Source organism: Streptomyces achromogenes, assembly GCF_030816715.1.
Lineage (GTDB): Bacteria > Actinomycetota > Actinomycetes > Streptomycetales > Streptomycetaceae > Streptomyces > Streptomyces achromogenes_A.
Window position 1 is genome coordinate 3,965,219 of the sequence record NZ_JAUSYH010000001.1, and the last position, 16,597, is coordinate 3,981,815.

A 16,597-nucleotide genomic window follows, 5' to 3' on the forward strand; every position below is an offset into this window, starting at 1 on the left:
TCGTCCCCTCCTTCGGCCGCCGCGCCGGCTACTTGTCGAGGTCCAGGTCGAGCATGCGGATCGCGTTGCCGCGCATCAGCTTGTAGACCGTCTCGTCGTCGAGGCCCTTGACGTGGTCGAGGGCGACCTCCTTGGTGTGCGGGAAGGTGGAGTCGACGTGCGGGTAGTCGGTCTCGAAGGTCGCGTTGTCGCGCCCCACCGCGTCCAGGGACGCCACGCCGTGCTTGTCGCGGAAGAAGCAGCAGAAGATCTGCCGGTAGTAGTAGGTCGACGGCGGTTCGGGGATCAGGTCGCGGACGCCGCCCCAGGCGCGGTGCTCCTCCCAGACGTCGTCGGCGCGCTCCAGGGCGTACGGGATCCAGCCCATCTGCCCCTCGGAGTAGGCCAGCTTGAGGCGTGGGAACCGCACCAGGACGCCGCTGAAGAGGTAGTCCATCATCGACGCCATCGCGTTGTTGAACGACAGGGACGCCTGGACGGCCGGGGGCGCGTCGGGTGAGGCGGCCGGCATCTGCGAGGACGAGCCGATGTGCATGTTGACGACCGTGCCCGTCTCCTCGCACACCGCGAAGAAGGGGTCCCAGTAGCCCGAGTGGATCGACGGCAGCCCGAGGTGGCTGGGGATCTCGGAGAAGGTCACGGCGCGCACCCCGCGGGCCGCGTTGCGCCGGATCTCGGCGACCGCCAGGCCGATGTCCCACAGGGGGATCAGGCACAGCGGGATCAGCCGCCCGCCGCTGCCGCCGCACCACTCCTCGACCATCCAGTCGTTGTAGGCGCGCACGCAGGCCAGCGCGACCTCCTTGTCGTGCGCCTCGGCGAAGGTCTGCCCGCAGAAGCGCGGGAAGGACGGGAAGCACAGCGAGGCCTCGACGTGGTTGAGGTCCATGTCCGCCAGCCGGGCCTTCGGGTCCCAGCAACCGCGCCGCATCTCCTCGCGGGTGATGCCCTCGAGGGTCATCTCGTCGCGGTCGAAGCCGACGGCGGCGATGTTGCGCTTGTACGGGAACTTCAGGTCCTCGTAGATCCACCAGTCGGTGGGCGGGCCGTCCGGGTCCATCGTGATCTGGTACTTCCCGGCGACGTAGGCGAGCTCGCCGATGCCGGCGGTGAGGGGCTGCGGTCCCCGGTCCCGGTACTTCTTCGGCAGCCAGGTCGAGAAGAGGTGCGCGGGCTCGATCACGTGATCGTCCACGCTGACGATGCGCGGCAGTTCGGTGCTCATGGCTTCCCCTCCGCCTGGCGGAACGCCGGTGGTCCGGTGGACGGCCCGGCGCGTCATCTGATGGGTCGTCAGATCTGGTCTCCCCTGCAGGCTAGCCCGCACCCCCTGGACCGACAAGGCGACCGGCCCTACGCTCTGCCCAGATCTGACTGTCCGTCAGTTACGCCAGGGAGCCGGGAGCCGACGTGAACGACACCGCCGCCGCCACCGCCGCCACCGCCGCCGCCGCCCACGAGCTGAGCGCCTCCCGCACCCTCTGGGAGCTGCTCGCCCGCCGCGCCGACCTCACCCCCGGCCGCCGGGTCCTCCTCCAGGGCGACCGCGCCCTCACCTTCGGCGGGCTGCGCGAGCGCGCCGAGCGGACGGCGGCCGGACTGCACGACATGGGCGTACGCCCCGGCACCGTCGTCGCCTGGCAGCTGCCGACCCGCCTCGAGACCGCCGTGCTGTCCTTCGCCCTGGCCCGCCTCGGGGCCGTGCAGACCCCCGTCATCCCCTTCTACCGCGACCGCGAGGTCGGCTTCGCGCTGCGCGAGTCGAAGGCGGAGTTCTTCGCGACGCCGGGCGTCTGGCGCGGCTTCGACCACACCGAGATGGCCCGGCGGCTCGGCGCGAAGGGCGTCTTCGAGGCGTACGACGACCTGCCCGACGGCGACCCCGCGATCCTCCCCGCCCCGCCCGCCGAGGGCGGCTCGGTCCGCTGGATCTACTGGACGTCGGGCACCACGTCCGACCCCAAGGGCGTCCTGCACACCGACCGCTCGCTGATCGCGGGCGGCTCCTGCCTCGCCCACGCGCTGCGCCTCACGGCGGACGACATCGGCTCCATGGCGTTCCCGTACGCCCACATCGCCGGCCCCGACTACACCGTCATGCTCCTGCTCTACGGCTTCCCGGCGGTGATGTTCGAGCACTTCGCGCTGCCGGACGCGCTGGCGGAGTACCGGCGGCACGGCGTGACGGTGGCGGGCGGGTCGACGGCGTTCTACTCGATGTTCCTCGCCGAGCAGCGCAAGCAGCCGGGCGTCCCCGTGATCCCCACGCTGCGGCTGCTCGCGGGCGGCGGCGCGCCCAAGCCGCCGGAGGTGTACCACGCCGTCGTGCGCGAGATGGGTGTGCAGCTCACCCACGGCTATGGGATGACCGAGGTGCCGATGATCACCATGGGCGCGCCGGACGACACGGCGGAGAACCTCGCGACGACGGAGGGGCGGCCGCCCGAGGGCATGGAGATACGCGTCGCCGGGGACGGGGAGGTGCGGCTGCGCGGCGAGGCCGTGTGCCGGGGCTACCTGGACCCCGGCCAGAGCGCCGAGGCGTTCGACGCGGACGGATTCCTGCGCACCGGCGACCTCGGGCGGCTGACCGAGAGCGGGCACCTGGTGCTCACCGGGCGGCTGAAGGACGTCATCATCCGCAAGGGGGAGAACGTCTCCGCCAAGGAGATCGAGGACCTGCTGGCCGCCCACCCCGGCGTCGGGGACGTCGCCGTGATCGGCCTGCCCGACGCCGAGCGCGGGGAGCGGGTGTGCGCGGTCGTCGAGCAGCCGCCCGGGGCGCGGGCGCTGACCCTGGAGGCGGTCACGTCGTATCTGCGCGCGGCGGGACTCGCCACGCACAAGCTGCCCGAGCAACTGGAGCTGGTGGACGCCCTGCCGCGCAACGACACGCTCCGCAAGGTCCTCAAGTACAAGCTGCGCGAACGCTACTCGGGCACGGTGAAGTAGCGGGCGAACGCCGGGACGATCTCGGCCTCGCCGACCTTGCCGTCGGCATCGGCGTCCAGCACCGCGGCGGCTCCCCGGGCGACCTCCTCGGGCGCGCCGAGGGCGCGGAGCACCCGCACGGTGTCCTCGACCGTCGCCCGGCCGTCACCGTCGGCGTCGGCCACGTCGAGTGCCGCGTGCAGGAAGGGGCGGGCGATCTCGGCGAACCGCCCCGGGTTGTCGCGCAGGCGCTTGACCGCGCCGGTCACGAACTCCTCGCGGGTGATGCGCTGGTCGCCGTCGCGGTCGGCGATGCCGGCCATGCCCTGCCAGAACGCCTCGGCTCCCCCGTAGACGGCCTGCCCCTTGTCCGAGCGCGCGGCGACGCCGAACTCGGCGAGCACCGCCTTGGCCGCGGCGGCGAAGTCCGCGCGGTCGATGTAGCCGTTGCCGTCCTGGTCGAAGGTGGCGAACCGGGCGGCGATCCTGCGTTCGTACTCGCTGTTGACCATGTCTTCTCGGGCCGCCTTACGTCGTCGCGGAGGTGCTGGGGGAGATGCGGTGGAAGCGCTGCGAAGAGTGCTTCCGGCAGGGAGCGTACGACGCGGACGGCGTCCGGGCAGCGCGAAGGGGACGCCTGTGCCCGGACCGGGGGCGATTCGGGACGAGCGTGTGGCGAAACGACGGCGTCACGCCGACAGCGGTTCCGTCCCGTCGTCCAGGGCGTCCGCGAGATCGGCGTACACGTCGAAGAGGCGGCGCACGCCGAGCGCGCCCAGCACCCTGTTGACGTGGGAGCCCTCGGCCGCACCGCGCGCGGGGAGGATCAGGCGCAGCCGTCCCCGGCAGGAGCGGATGAGGCGGCGGGACGCGATGAGCACGCCCACTCCGCTGGAATCGCAGAAGTACACGTCGGAGAGGTCCAGGACGAGACTGTGGCGGCCCTCGGCCACCTCGTCGTGCACCCGCTGCCGCAGCACCGGCGACGTCACCAGGTCCAGCTCGCCCGACACCCGCAGCACGGCCCATCCACCCTGCTCGCCGCCGGTCACTTTGAAGGCCACCACCACGCCTTTCGCTCGCTGTTGCCAGCCGTAGCTCGCAGTGAACGGAAGCTGTCCCTTCGCTTCCTTGCAGCGCGGCTGCCCAGCGGCCGTGCCCCGAAACTCCGAAGCAAAAACAGAAACCGAGAGAAAGAGGCTTGTTTCTGTCATATGCAGTCCGGTTCGATCCAGGTGTGTCGGGTAGGCGCGGGCCCATACCACTCCGCCGCGATCAGGGGGCGCACATTGGAACAAAGGGGCGTGCGTCGTCGTACGTGCCGACTACATTCGAGGTGACGGTGGACGCACGCTGAACACGAACACGGACACGGACACGCAGGTACGGGACGCACACGGGTGAGGGGGACGCATGGCGAAGAGGGACGCACCGCCCCGCTGGGACCGCAAGATGCAACAGCGGCTCGCGCGCGGTGAGGCGGCCGCCCTCGGCGAACTGTACGACCGGTTCGCTTCGCTCGTGCACGGTCTTGCCCACCGCGTGCTCGGAGACGAACGGGCGGCGGACGGTGTCACCCGCGAGGTCTTCGCCCACGTCTGGGAACACCCGGACGCCTACGACCCCGGGCAGGGCCCGCTGCGCACCTGGGTCGCCGCGGTGACCCACCGGCTCGCCGTGCAGCGGCTGCGCGCCACCGAGACCGCCGCGCTGGCCGAGACCGGCCACGGCTCCGCCGAGGCGACCGAGGAACTCGAGCTCAGGGTGCGGCACGCCTCCGTCGCCGCCCGCGCCGACTACATCGTCCAGGCCATGCCGGCCCCGCTGCGCGCCGCCCTGGAGCTGGCCTACTTCCAGCGCCGCGACTACCGCCAGACCGCGGCCGACCTCGGCGTCACCGAGGACGAGGCCCGCCGCCGGCTCCGCCTCGGCCTGCAACTGCTCTCCACCGCCCACGACACCGCGGCCCCCGGAGCGCCCCCCGGCTACGGAGGTGCGGCGTGAGCGACGCGGACGACTTCGCGCCGCGCGCCGGCGAGGACGAGAAGGACACGGACGAGGACAGGGACAAGAACGGGAACGAGGGCAAGGGCAGGAGCAGGGACGCGGAAGGCACGGAGGGGACGGCTACGGGCACGGGAACGGGAACGGGCAAGGGGAGTACGCAGGACGTGGGCAGCGCACCGGACGCGGAGAGCGCGGGCGGCTCGGGGAACGCCGGCGAGGCGGCCGGGGACGCGCCCGCCCCCGTCCCCCGCATCCCCCTCCCCCGTGTCTCCGTGGAGGACGGCGGGCTGCCGCTGCCCGCCCCGCAGGAGCCCGCCGGACCGGAACCGGTCAGGCTCGAGCATCCGATCCTCAAGTCGCTGCTCGGCGCGTGGGCGTTGGCGGCGTGCTCGGCCGAGGAGACGGACGCCGTCGAGATGCATCTCGGCGACTGCGGCGCGTGCGCGGACGAGGCACGGCGACTGCGCGAGGCCGTCGGACTGCTGCACCGCTCGGAGTCCCTCGACCTCGACCCCGCCCTGCGCACCCGTGTCCTCGACGGCTGCCTGGAGCGGCGTCCGCCGCGCGTCCCGGTGCCCGCCTGGGCGGCGTCGTACGACGCCGAGACCGCGCGACTGGACGCCCTGCTCCAGGACTTCGGGGACGCCGAGTGGCACGCGCCCGTGCGGCTGCGCTGGTTCCGCGGCGAGAGCGCGACGAGCCGCCGGACCACCGTCGCCGGGGTCATCGCCCATCTGCTGGCGGTGGACGGCCTGATCGCCGTCGCCCTGGGCCTGGAGGACCCCCTGGACGCGAACGCGGGCGCGGGCGAAGCGACGGAGCCGCCGGACGCGGCGGGCCGGCCGAAGAGCGGGACGCGGACGCCGGCCGAGCGCACCGAGGCGTTCTGGGCGGGCGCGCACTTCCCGCCGACCCGCTCGGTGCGCGGCCCGTGGCGCGAGCAGACCCACGCCCTGGTGCGCACGGTGTCCTTCGCCGGAGGAGGCCCCGGCGGCATGCCGGTGTCGTACGGCGGCTTCGAACTCCCCCTGCGGGACGCGATGCTGGACCGGGCCTTCGAGTGCTGGGTGCACGCCGAGGACATCGCGGAAGCGGTCGACTACCCCTACGCGCCGCCCGCGCCGCGCCACCTCCACGGCATGATCGACCTGGCTGCGCGGATGCTGCCGGAGACGCTCGCCGCCCGCCGTCGCGCCGGACTCGCCTCGCCCGCACGGACCCGGCGTCCGGTGACCGCCGGCCGGCCCGGCCGCAGCCTGCGCCTGGAGATCGAGGGCTCGGGCGGCGGCCAGTGGCTGATCCCGCTGGACTCTCCCGCGCAGCCGGTTCGGCCCGGGACCGGGGACCCCCGCGGCACGGCGGACCCCGCCGAGGACGAGGTGGCCCATGTGGCCATGGACGACGTGGAGTTCTGCCGGCTGGCCGCCGGCCACGTGTCCCCGGAGGAGGCGGCCGCGGGCCAGGTCGGCGACCGGGACGCTATCCGGGACGTGCTGTTCGCGGCGGCGAGCCTCAGCCGGATGTAGCGCGGGCGGGGCGGATCCCGCCTCCGGCCCGCCTTCTCCAGGGTGCGGACACGCCCTAGCTAGGGGAAGACGACCGTCCGCCGCCCGTTGAGCAGGATCCGGCGCTCCGCGTGCCACTTGACGGCTCGCGCCAGCGCCTGGCACTCCACGTCCCGTCCGATCGCGACCAGCTGGTCCGGCGTGACGCCGTGCCCGACCCGCTCGACCTCCTGCTCGATGATCGGCCCCTCGTCGAGATCGGCGGTCACATAGTGCGCCGTCGCCCCGATCAGCTTCACGCCCCGAGCGTGCGCCTGGTGGTACGGCTTCGCGCCCTTGAAGCTCGGCAGGAACGAGTGATGGATGTTGATGATCCGCCCGCTGAGCTGCTTGCACAGGTCGTCGGAGAGGACCTGCATGTAGCGCGCCAGGACGACCAGTTCGACGTCCCGCTCCCGGACCAGCTCCAGCAGCTGCGCCTCGGCCTGCTGCTTGTTCTCCCTCGTCACCGGAATGTGGTGGAAGGGAATGTTGTACGAGCCCACCAGCTCGGCGAAGTCGGTGTGGTTGGACACCACCGCCGCGATCTCCACCGGCAGCGCGCCGATGCTGGCGCGGAACAACAGGTCGTTCAGGCAGTGCCCGAACCTGCTGACCATGAGGACGATGCGCATCTTCTCGTCGGCCCGGTTGATCTGCCAGTCCATGTGGAACGAGTCGCCGATCGCCGCGAAGCTGGCCCGCAGCTTGTCCACCGTCACCGGGGACTCGGCCGAGAAGTGGACGCGCAGGAAGAACAGACCCGTGTCGTGGTCGCCGAACTGCTGGCTGTCCTCGATGTTGCAGCCGGTCATGAAGAGATAACTCGACACGGCGTGCACGATGCCCTGCTTGTCGGGGCAGGAAAGGGTGAGGACGTACTGGTCGGCGGCGGTCGCCGCGGCTCGGGTGGGCTGCGCGTTCATGCCCGACAGGGTCGCACACCGGCCACCGCCGTGGGCAATCGTCCCGCAGGCCGGAACACGACGTCCGCCCCGCTCTCCCGGCCCCCGCCCGCCGTCTACGCGGCGCGCGTCATGATCCGGAGCACCTCGAGGGTGCGGGGCGGGGCGTCCGGGTCGTCCCCGTCGCTCGCCGCCATCCGCACGTGCGCGTCCCGCGCCGCCCGCACCGCGTCCGGCCAGCCCTGGTTGTCGATGTACGCGGAGACCGGGGCGTCCGGCCCGACCTGGTGCATGATCCGCAGCACCCGCAGCACGGCGGTGTCGACGAGGGCCGCCTCCTGCGAGTCGCGGAAGATCGTGCCGACGTACTTCTCGGCGGACCAGTTGTCGAGCCAGGTGTCCTCGACGAGGCGGTACACGGCGTCGGTGACGTCCCCGTATCCCTCGACGCCGGCCAGCCAGACGTTCTGCTGGAACGCCGGATCGGAGAGCATGTGCAGCGCGGAGCGCACATTGCTGCGCCAGCGCCACCACGGCATGTCGTTGAGTGGCATGCCGCCCATGGTGGGGGAGCGACGGCCGCGACGGGAAGAGTTCTCCGAACCTTGCACGGTCACCGATCGTACGTTTCCGCGCCTCGCGAGCGGCACGGACCCCCGCAATTCACCTTCCGGTCACCCAGCGTTGAACGAGGGTCACTCCGAGGTTGGCCATGTGGCGGAATCGTGCATGTCCATGACCGGCAGGCGACGCACGTCCACGCGAAGCACCTCCCTCCCCCGATCGTTCCGCTTCTCCAGGTCCGTCAGAGCGACCGCCCTCTCCGCGGGGGCCCTCGCCGCCTGCGCGTCGCTCGCCGTCGCCTGCGGGGTGGTCCCCGGCACCGCGGGGGGCTCCGGGGACGGCCCGATCGTGGTGATGACCTGGGCTCCCGAAGGGACGTCCGCGACCAACAAACCCGGCATGCCCGCCTTCGCCCGCGCCTACGCCCGCTGGCTCAACGCCAACGGCGGCCTGGGCGGCCGTGACCTCAAGGTGCTGACCTGCAACGACCGCGACGACACCGTCGCCGCCGCACAGTGCGCCCGGCGGGCCGTCAAGGAGGGCGCGGTCGCCGTCGTCGGCTCCTACAGCCAGCACTCCGACGCCTTCTTCCCGCATCTGGAGGGCGCCGGCATCCCGTACATCGGGGGCTTCGGCGTGACGAACGCCGAGTTCACCAGCCCGCTGTCCTACCCCGTCAACGGAGGCCGGTCCAGCCTCCTGGCCGGCCTCGGCAAGGAACTGGCCCCGCAGTGCGGCCGGGTCTCCCTCGTCCGCCCCGACACCATCGCGGGCGACTCCCTGCCCGTGATGCTCGACGCCGGGCTGACGGCGGGCGGCCACGACGCGTCCTCGGACCAGCCGGCCCCGGAGGACGCCACCGAGTACACGGACCAGGCCGAGGACGCCCTGCGGACGGCGACCAAGGGCGAGGGCCGGTCGAGGAAGGGCCGGGGGTGCGTGGTGACCGCGCTCGGGGACCGCACCGGCACCTTCATGGACTCCTTCCGGCGCAGCCGCGACGACTACCCCGGCGTGCGCACCGCCACCATCCTCGGCAGCGTCGACCAGACGGTGATCAACGCCGCCGGCGCCGCTTCGGGCCCCTTCGAGGGGGCGTACGTCACCGGCTGGTACCCGGTGGCGAGCGACCCCGCCTGGGCTCCGATGAAGAAGGTGATCAGCGAGAAGGCGTTCTCCGACACCCGCATCGACCCGGCCGACACGGGCGTGCAGACGACCTGGATCGCCTACAACGTGCTCCGGCAGGCCGTGGAGTCGCTGGACGGCGGCCCGGTGACCGCCGACACCGTGCGGCACGCGCTGGACGGCGGACTGCGGATCGACACGGGCGGGCTCACACCGCCCCTGCGCTGGCGGTTCACCGACCGCCTCGCCTCCATCGGCTTCCCCCGCCTGGTCAACGCCGACGTCACCCTCCAGACCGTGCGCAAGGGCCGCCTGGTGGCCGCCGAGCGGGGCTTCGTCGACGTGACGGGAACCCTGGAGAAGGCGGACGTCGACTGACCGGGCCGGTCGTCTGCCGTCGGCCGGTCGGTCGCCTGCCGCCGGTCGTCGCCGGCGACCGCCGCCGGGTCCCGCGTCGGGTGACGTCCGCGCGGTCCGGCACGCGCGGTCACAGCTGGGTGGGCCGGCGCTCGGTCAGCCCGTACTTCCGGGCGATCGCGTTCCACAGCTTCGCGGCCTGCGCCTTCTGGCCGCTCGCGGTGCCGCTCGCACGGTTGCCGGCCTGGGTCTCTTCGGTGGTGCGGGCCGATCCCCTCTTGCAGTTCTTCTTCTTGTCGGCGGCGACCTGGTCGGCCCAGGCCGCGTAGTGGTCGTCGGCGGACGCGGACGCCTGCCACGCCTTGGTGAGCGCGGTGGTCAGCGCGGTGTGGTCCGGGAGCCGGTCGACCTTCAGCCCGGACAGCCGGGTGACCAGACCGGTGCGCTGCTTCGCCGCGTCCCGCAGATCCGTGGCCGCCCGGGCGAGGTCGCCGCACGCCTTGACGTCGGCGACCGCGCTGATCACGCTGGCCCGGCTGCTGCCGCTGTCCGCCAGCAGCTTGTCCAGTTCCGCGGCCTGTTCCCGGGCCCCGTCCGAGGACGCCGACCCGGACTGCCCGGTCGCCGGCGCCGACGCGGCCACCGTCTTGTTGTCGTCGCCCTTGTCCGAGCCCCCGCCGCCGAGCATCGCGCCCGCGCCGACGCCGACGACCACGAGGGCGACGCCGATCGCCGCGAACAACGGCAGCCGTGAGCCGGTGCGGTCGCCCCGGCCGCGGCCGCCGTCGTCGTCCCGCGCACCGCGCCGGCCTGCGGCCGACGGGTCGCCGGGCGGGATGTGGGCGGGCCGGGCGTAGCCGGCCTGGGCGGGGCGGGCGGCGGGACCGCCGCCGCGGCCCGGCCGGCCGCCGGGTGCGGGGGCGTCCGGCTCGTCGAAGCGCGGCAGCAACTGGGTCGATCCGGCCGGGCCGTCGCCGGCCGGCTCGTCGCGGAAGAGGCCCTCGAACCCGGCGGGCGGCTGCTGCCGGTCGCCGCCGGCCGGTGCGGCGACCGGCGGTATGTACTGGGTGGCCTCGGCGTCGGGATGCCCGCCCGGTATCGCGCCGGGGGTGCCCTGCGGGTGCCGTGGGCCCGGGTTCTGCGGCGTGCGGCCGAGGAAGTGGGTCGACTCGGCCGGGGCCTCGGGCGGCAGCGCGCCCGGCCCGACGGGCGGCAGGTACTGCGTCGCGCCCTCGTCGGCCGGGGCCGCCGGTATCGGCGGCAGGTACTGGGTGGCGCCCTCGTCGCCGGGTGCCGCGGGGACCGGCGGTATGTACTGCGTGGCGCCCTCGTCGACGGAGGCGGACGGGGTCGCGACCGGCGGCAGGGGCGTGCCCGGTCTGCCCTGGCCGTACGCCGGGGCGGCCGGGGCCGGTGCGCCCTCGGGCGGGAGCGGGCCGGCTCCGGTCTGCCGGCCGCCGTTCCACGGATCCTGCGGCGATGCGCCCCACTGGTCCTGCTGCTCGGGCTGGTGCCGGCGATGTGCCTGGTCGGGGGGAAGCGGCCAGCTCTGGTCCGGCTGCTGCGGGGCCGGCGGCTGCTGGTCCGGACCCCAGGGCTGCCCCCAGGTCTGTCCACCGGCCGCCGCCGGCTGCCCGTACTCCGCCTGCTGCCCGTAGTCCCGCGGTCCGTACGCCTGCTGACCGTCAGGCTGTCCGTAAGGCTGCTGACCCTGGGCCTGCTGCCCGTACGGCTGCTCACCGTAGGCCTGCTGCCCCGCCTGCTGTCCGTACGGCTGCTGCCCTGTCGCCTGCTGTCCGTACGGCTGCTGCCCTGTCGGCTGCTGTCCGTACTGGCCGCCGTCGTACCCGCCGGGGTAGGGCTCCGGCGCGGTGCCCGGCTGTGGCTGCGGCCGGGCCGGCGGGCGCCGCACGTCCGGCGTCGTTCCCGGCAGCAGGGGCTCCCCGCCGTCGGAGGGCAGCACGATGCCTTCGCGCGCGGGCTGCGCCGAGGGCTCCTCGCCCTGTCCACTCTGCGTCACCGGGACTCCTACGAATGGGGGACCTTCGGAATCGTCGGTTCACGCTACCGGGTCCCCGGAACCCCGTGCCACGCAGCTCAAGAACGTGATCTCCCTCCCACCGGGATCGCCGGTGACGTACGTAACAGATCCGGAGCGCCGCGCGCCGGGTTCGTCGCCCCCCGCGTGGACCTCGTCTTTTCCCGTACGTGCACGCGGCGGCGCGCCCGCGTGCACGCCACGGCTCACGCCGCCGTCTGCAACTCCAGCCGCGCTCCGAACTCCCTTACCACCGACTCGTCGCGGAACGGTTCCAGCCGCTGCTGGAGGTCGTCGAGGTACTCCGCGCCCCGGTTGGAGCGCAGCGTCTGGAGCAACTCGACCGCTTTCATACCGGTGTTGCAGGCCTGCTCGATCTCGCGTTGCTGCACCTGCGCGGTGGCGAGGAGCACATAGCCGATCGCGCGCCGGCGCGCGCGGCCCGGCGGATGCCCGGCCAGGGACTCCTGGGCGCAGCGCGCCGCCGCCTCGGCCTGGCCCAGGTCGCGGTGACAGTGCGCCAACTCGTCTGCGAGATAGGCCTCGTCGAAGTGCGCGATCCACGTCGGGTCGTCTCCTGCGGACGGATCGGCGGCGTCCAGCGCGGACACCGCCCGTCCGGCCGCCGCCTGGGTGCCGCGGGCGTCGCCCATCAGGGCGTGTCCGCGCGCCTCCGCGGCGAGGAACATCGCCTCCGCGCGCGGTGTCACCCGGCCCCGCGCACCCTCCTGCGCGGCCCGCGCCAACTGCGCGATCTCGCGCGGGTTCCCGAGCTGTGCCGCGAGATGGCTCATGGAGGCGGCCAGCACGTATCCGCCGTATCCCCGGTCGCCCGCCGCCTGGGCCAGCCGCAGCGCCTGGATGTAGTAGCGCTGGGCGAGGCCGGGTTGGCCGGTGTCGACGGCCATGTACCCGGCGAGCTCCGTCAGCCTCGCGACGGCGGCGAAGAGTTCGCGGCCCACGGCCTCCCGGTAGGAACCGGCGAGGAGGCCCGAGACGACGCTGTTGAGGTAGTGCACGACGACCGGGCGCACATGCCCGCTGCCGTGCTGGTGGTCGAGGTCGACCAGCGCCCGCGTCATGGCCTTGACGGCCGCCACGTCGGACCGCCCCACCCGGGGTCCCGCGGACCGCGCGACCTGTGCGTCGGGCGACGAGATGAGCCAGTCGCGGCTCGGCTCGACCAGCGCCGAGGCGGCCACGGACGAGCCGGACAGGAAGTCCCGCCGGCCCACGTCGCTGCGCCACAGCTCGCAGACCTGCTCGATGGCCCCCAGCACCGTCGGCGAGAACTGCAGACCCACGCCCGAGGCGAGGTTCTTGCCGTTGGCCATGCCGATCTCGTCGATCGTGACCGTACGGCCGAGCTTGCGGCCCAGCGCCTCCGCGATGATCGCCGGGGCGCGCCCCCGCGGCTGCTGTCCGCGCAGCCAGCGCGCCACGGACGTCTTGTCGTAGCGCAGGTCGAGGCCGTGTTCGGCGCCGCACATGTTGACGCGGCGGGCGAGCCCGGCGTTCGAGCACCCCGCCTCCTGGATGAGCGCCTGCAGCCGTTCGTTCGGCTGCCGCGCGACTAGCGGCCTTGCGGCCATGGGCACTACCCCCTGTGGCTGCGGTGACCGGGGCGGCGGGTGCCTGCCCACACACCGAGTTGACGTGTCTTCCACCGAAAAGTTCCGGCCGAGAAGATCGATGCCCCACGGTCGCACCGAAAATGCGAGGCATGAGCGGATTGCTGATGTTTACCGAGCAATACGGGAAATGCCGGGTTATCGGCGGGAGCCGCCCCCTCACCCTGGTTACCCGTTCCCGCGCCCGTTCCTCCCGCGCGCCCCCGCCCATGCACCCATGCGCCCCGGACGCGGAATCGATGCTCCTCCCCCGCGCATTCGGGCGGGCGTAACCCCTGGTGACCGCTAGAGTTGTGTTCATCGTGGAAGAGACCATCGCGGGCGCCGACGCCACTCAAATCCCGAAGCAGCGCGGGGAATCGCTGCTCGAGACCGCTGTTCGCTACGCCGAGGAACGTCATTGGGACGTGTTCCCGGGCGCCTGGCTGGAAGCCGTCGACGGGATGCAGCGCTGCTCCTGCGGCGAAGCGGCCTGCGAGGTTCCCGGCGCGCACCCCACTCGGCCCGACTGGGCGACACAGGCCACCGGCAGCGCGACCGTCGCGCGGCGGATGTGGCAGAAACAGCCGACCGCCTCGATCCTGCTGCCGACCGGGCGGACGTTCGACGCGATCTCCGTGCCGGAGACGGCCGGTTTCCTCGCGCTGGCGCGGATGGAGCGGATGGAACTGACGCTCGGTCCGGTCACGTTGACGCCGGATCGCCGGATGCACTTCTTCGTGCTGCCGGGCGCCTCGGCGAAGGTGCCGGACCTGGTGCGCAAGCTGGGCTGGTCACCGGCCGCCCTCGATCTGGTGACGCTCGGCGAGGGCACGTACGTCGCCGCGCCGCCCACCCGGTACGGGTCCCGCGGGGCCGTGCAGTGGGCCTGCCGGCCGACCGCCGCGAACCGCTGGCTGCCGGACGCGGAGGAGCTGATCTCGCCACTCGCCTACGCCTGCGGACGGGACCGGTAGCCCGCCGCCTCCCGCCCGTACCGGCCGCCCCGCCCCAGCCGCCCCCGCCCACCGTAGGGTTCGGGGCATGACGTCCGTACGCGTGCGTAACCTCTGGAAGCGGTTCGGCCAGCAAGTCGCCGTCGCCGGGATCGATCTCGACCTGCCCTCGGGGAAGTTCATCGGCCTCGTCGGCCCCAACGGGGCGGGGAAGACGACGACGCTGTCCATGGTGACCGGACTGCTGCGGCCCGACCAGGGTTCCGTCGAGATCGTCGGGCACGACGTGTGGCGGGACCCGGTCGAGGTGAAGGCCCGGATCGGGGTGCTGCCGGAAGGTCTGCGGCTGTTCGAGCGGCTGTCGGGACGTGAACTGCTCGGTTACAGCGGGCGCTTGCGGGGGCTGCCGGGCGCCGAGGTCGACAAGCGGGCCACCCAGCTGCTCGACGTCCTCGATCTGGCCGGGTCCCAGCACAAGCTCGTGGTCGACTACTCGACCGGCATGCGCAAGAAGATCGGCCTCGCCGCCGCCCTGCTCCACAACCCCGAAGTGCTCTTCCTCGACGAGCCGTTCGAGGGCGTCGATCCGGTCTCCGCACAGATCATCCGGGGCGTGCTGGAGCGGTACACGGCGTCCGGGGCGACGGTCGTCTTCTCCTCGCACGTCATGGAGCTCGTGGAGTCGCTGTGCGACTGGGTGGCGGTGATGGCGGCGGGACGGATCCGGGCGCACGGGACGCTGGAGGAGGTGCGCGGGTCGGCGCCCTCGCTCCAGCAGGCGTTCCTCGAACTCGTCGGGGCGCAGGGCCGGGACACCGGCTCCGACCTCGACTGGCTGGGCGGCGGGGCGGGCCGGTGAGCGAGCTGCCCCCCGAGCCGGCCTCCCCCGCTCCGGCCTCCCCCACTTTTCCGGCTCCGGCCTCCCGCGCGGCCGCCTCGGCCCCGGCCGCGTCGGCGTCCCCTGCGGACCTCGTGGCCACCGTCGTACGGCTGAAGCTGTCGCTGCTGCGCAACGGGCTGCGGCAGTCGGGCGGACGGCGGGCCGCGTACGTCGCCTCCGCCGTCGTCACCCTGCTGTTCGCCGCGTTGCAACTGCTCGGGCTGATCGCGTTGCGGGGGCACGACCACGCCGTCTCCCTGGTCGTGCTGCTGGTGGCGGTGCTGGGGCTGGGGTGGGCGGTGATGCCGCTGTTCTTCCCCAGCGGCGACGAGACCCTGGACCCGACCCGGCTGGTGATGCTGCCGCTGCGGCCCCGGCCGCTGGTGCGGGCGCTGCTGGCGGCCTCGCTGGTGGGCATCGGACCGCTGTTCACGCTGCTGCTGCTGGTGGGGTCGATGATCTCGCTGGCGCACGGCGCGGCCGCCTGGACGGTGGGGGTGCTCGCCGTCGCCCTGGCGCTGCTGGTGTGCGTGGCGTTCGCGCGGGCCGTGGCCGCCGCCAACATCCGGCTGCTGAGCAGCCGCAAGGGCCGCGACCTGGCGGTGCTGAGCGGCCTCGTCATCGCGATCGGGGCGCAGGCCGTCAACTTCGGGGCGCAGCGGCTCGGCACGTCCGGGCTGGCACAGCTGGAACCGGTCGGGGACGTGCTGCGCTGGCTGCCGCCCGCCTCGGCGCTCGGCGCGGTCGACTCGGTGAGCGAGGGCGCGTACGGGGTCGCCGTCGCGCAGTTCGCCGTCAGCGGCGCGGCGCTGGTGCTGCTGGTGGCGGGGTGGTCGCGCACCCTGACGCGGCTGATGACCGCGCCCGACGGCTCCACCCTGCAGGCCGCCGAGCCGGCCGCACGCGAGCGGCGGAACTCGGCGGGCCTGGCGAGGCTGCTGCCGGGCGGGCGCACCGGCACGGTGATGGAACGCGCCCTGCGCTACATCTGGCGCGACCCGAAGACGAAGGCCGCGTGGGTGACCTCGCTGGCGATCGGGCTGATCGTGCCCGTCTTCAACGCGCTGCAGGGCACCGGCTCGATCTACTTCGCCTGCTTCGCCGCGGGGATGCTCGGCATCCAGATGTACAACCAGTTCGGGCAGGACACCTCCGCGTTCTGGATGGTCGCGCTGACCATCTCCTCGCGCCGGGACGCCTATGCCGAGCTGCGCGCGCGGGCGTTGGCCCTGCTGGCGATCACGCTGCCCTACGCGACGCTGGTGACCGTGCTGACCACGGCGATGCTCGGTGACTGGCCGAAGCTTCCCGAGGTGCTCGGACTGTCCTTCGCGCTGCTCGGCGCGATGCTGGCGACGGGCGCCTGGACCTCGGCGCGCTTCCCCTACTCGATCCCCCAGGAGGGTCACAAGAACGTCGTCCCCGGCCAGGCCGGTCTCGCCTGGATCGCGATCTTCGGCGGGATGGTCTCGGCCGCCCTGCTGTGCGCGCCGGTCATCGCGGTGACGATCTGGCTGCACGTCACCGAGGGCGGCGGGGCATGGACCTGGCTGCTGCTGCCGGGCGGTACGGCCTACGGCGCGGCCGTCACCCTGCTGGGCCTGCGGCTGGCGGCGCCGCGCACCGCGTCCCGCCTGCCGGAGATCCTGACGGCGGTGAGCAAGGGCTGACGGCGGC

General features: G+C 73.2%; 14 protein-coding genes. 7 read left to right on the forward strand and 7 right to left on the reverse strand.

What is annotated here, in order from left to right:
* Positions 1–28 precede the first annotated feature (28 nt).
* Entirely contained in the window at positions 29–1,225 is a 1,197-nt protein-coding gene (locus QF032_RS17675) for an amidohydrolase family protein (RefSeq protein WP_307043861.1), read from the reverse strand.
* A 185-nt stretch (positions 1,226–1,410) separates the two neighbouring features.
* Here QF032_RS17675 and QF032_RS17680 point away from each other — a divergent pair, with 185 nt between their 5' ends.
* Entirely contained in the window at positions 1,411–2,952 is a 1,542-nt protein-coding gene (locus tag QF032_RS17680) for a class I adenylate-forming enzyme family protein (protein ID WP_307056519.1), read from the forward strand.
* On the opposite strand, the gene QF032_RS17685 is transcribed toward QF032_RS17680, so the two are convergent.
* A complete protein-coding gene (locus QF032_RS17685; RefSeq protein WP_306951268.1) occupies positions 2,931–3,443 on the reverse strand; it encodes an EF-hand domain-containing protein in 513 nt (170 codons plus the stop codon). The two genes, QF032_RS17680 and QF032_RS17685, sit on opposite strands and share 22 nt — an antisense overlap.
* Before the next feature lie 177 nt (positions 3,444–3,620).
* Positions 3,621–4,001: an STAS domain-containing protein gene (locus QF032_RS17690; RefSeq protein WP_306951267.1), complete on the reverse strand. Its 381-nt coding sequence runs from the start codon at positions 3,999–4,001 to the stop codon at positions 3,621–3,623.
* Between the two features lie 343 nt (positions 4,002–4,344).
* On the opposite strand from QF032_RS17690, the gene QF032_RS17695 reads away from it, so the two are divergent.
* The gene (locus QF032_RS17695; protein ID WP_306951265.1) at positions 4,345–4,935 is read left to right on the forward strand and encodes an RNA polymerase sigma factor; all 591 of its coding nucleotides are present in this window, start codon (positions 4,345–4,347) and stop codon (positions 4,933–4,935) included.
* Positions 4,932–6,464, forward strand: a complete 1,533-nt coding sequence (locus QF032_RS17700) for a zf-HC2 domain-containing protein (protein ID WP_307056521.1) — start codon at positions 4,932–4,934, stop codon at positions 6,462–6,464. Before QF032_RS17695 ends, QF032_RS17700 begins: the two co-directional genes overlap by 4 nt.
* Before the next feature lie 59 nt (positions 6,465–6,523).
* On the opposite strand, the gene purU is transcribed toward QF032_RS17700, so the two are convergent.
* Both purU and QF032_RS17710 read right to left on the reverse strand, forming a co-directional pair.
* Positions 6,524–7,408: a formyltetrahydrofolate deformylase gene (gene purU, locus QF032_RS17705; RefSeq protein WP_307056523.1), complete on the reverse strand. Its 885-nt coding sequence runs from the start codon at positions 7,406–7,408 to the stop codon at positions 6,524–6,526.
* Between the two features lie 95 nt (positions 7,409–7,503).
* Positions 7,504–8,004 (reverse strand): SCO4402 family protein, encoded by a 501-nt coding sequence (locus QF032_RS17710; RefSeq protein ID WP_306951259.1) that lies wholly within the window; start codon positions 8,002–8,004, stop codon positions 7,504–7,506.
* 118 nt (positions 8,005–8,122) lie between these two features.
* On the opposite strand from QF032_RS17710, the gene QF032_RS17715 reads away from it, so the two are divergent.
* Complete coding sequence (locus QF032_RS17715) at positions 8,123–9,457, forward strand: ABC transporter substrate-binding protein (RefSeq protein WP_307056525.1); 1,335 nt, start codon at positions 8,123–8,125, stop codon at positions 9,455–9,457.
* 109 nt (positions 9,458–9,566) lie between these two features.
* On the opposite strand, the gene QF032_RS17720 is transcribed toward QF032_RS17715, so the two are convergent.
* Positions 9,567–11,456, reverse strand: a complete 1,890-nt coding sequence (locus QF032_RS17720) for a hypothetical protein (RefSeq protein WP_307056527.1) — start codon at positions 11,454–11,456, stop codon at positions 9,567–9,569.
* A 224-nt stretch (positions 11,457–11,680) separates the two neighbouring features.
* Positions 11,681–13,066 carry a transcriptional regulator gene (locus QF032_RS17725; protein WP_307056529.1) on the reverse strand — a complete coding sequence of 462 codons (1,386 nt, stop codon included), beginning with the start codon at positions 13,064–13,066 and terminating at the stop codon, positions 11,681–11,683.
* A gap of 332 nt (positions 13,067–13,398) precedes the next feature.
* Here QF032_RS17725 and QF032_RS17730 point away from each other — a divergent pair, with 332 nt between their 5' ends.
* From QF032_RS17730 to QF032_RS17740, 3 genes are all read left to right on the forward strand, one after another.
* The gene (locus tag QF032_RS17730) at positions 13,399–14,061 is read left to right on the forward strand and encodes a bifunctional DNA primase/polymerase (RefSeq protein ID WP_306951252.1); all 663 of its coding nucleotides are present in this window, start codon (positions 13,399–13,401) and stop codon (positions 14,059–14,061) included.
* 67 nt (positions 14,062–14,128) lie between these two features.
* The gene (locus tag QF032_RS17735) at positions 14,129–14,899 is read left to right on the forward strand and encodes an ABC transporter ATP-binding protein (RefSeq protein ID WP_306951251.1); all 771 of its coding nucleotides are present in this window, start codon (positions 14,129–14,131) and stop codon (positions 14,897–14,899) included.
* Positions 14,900–15,012: 113 nt separating this feature from the next.
* Positions 15,013–16,590, forward strand: a complete 1,578-nt coding sequence (locus tag QF032_RS17740) for a transporter (protein WP_307050157.1) — start codon at positions 15,013–15,015, stop codon at positions 16,588–16,590.
* The last annotated feature ends 7 nt before the right edge of the window (positions 16,591–16,597 follow it).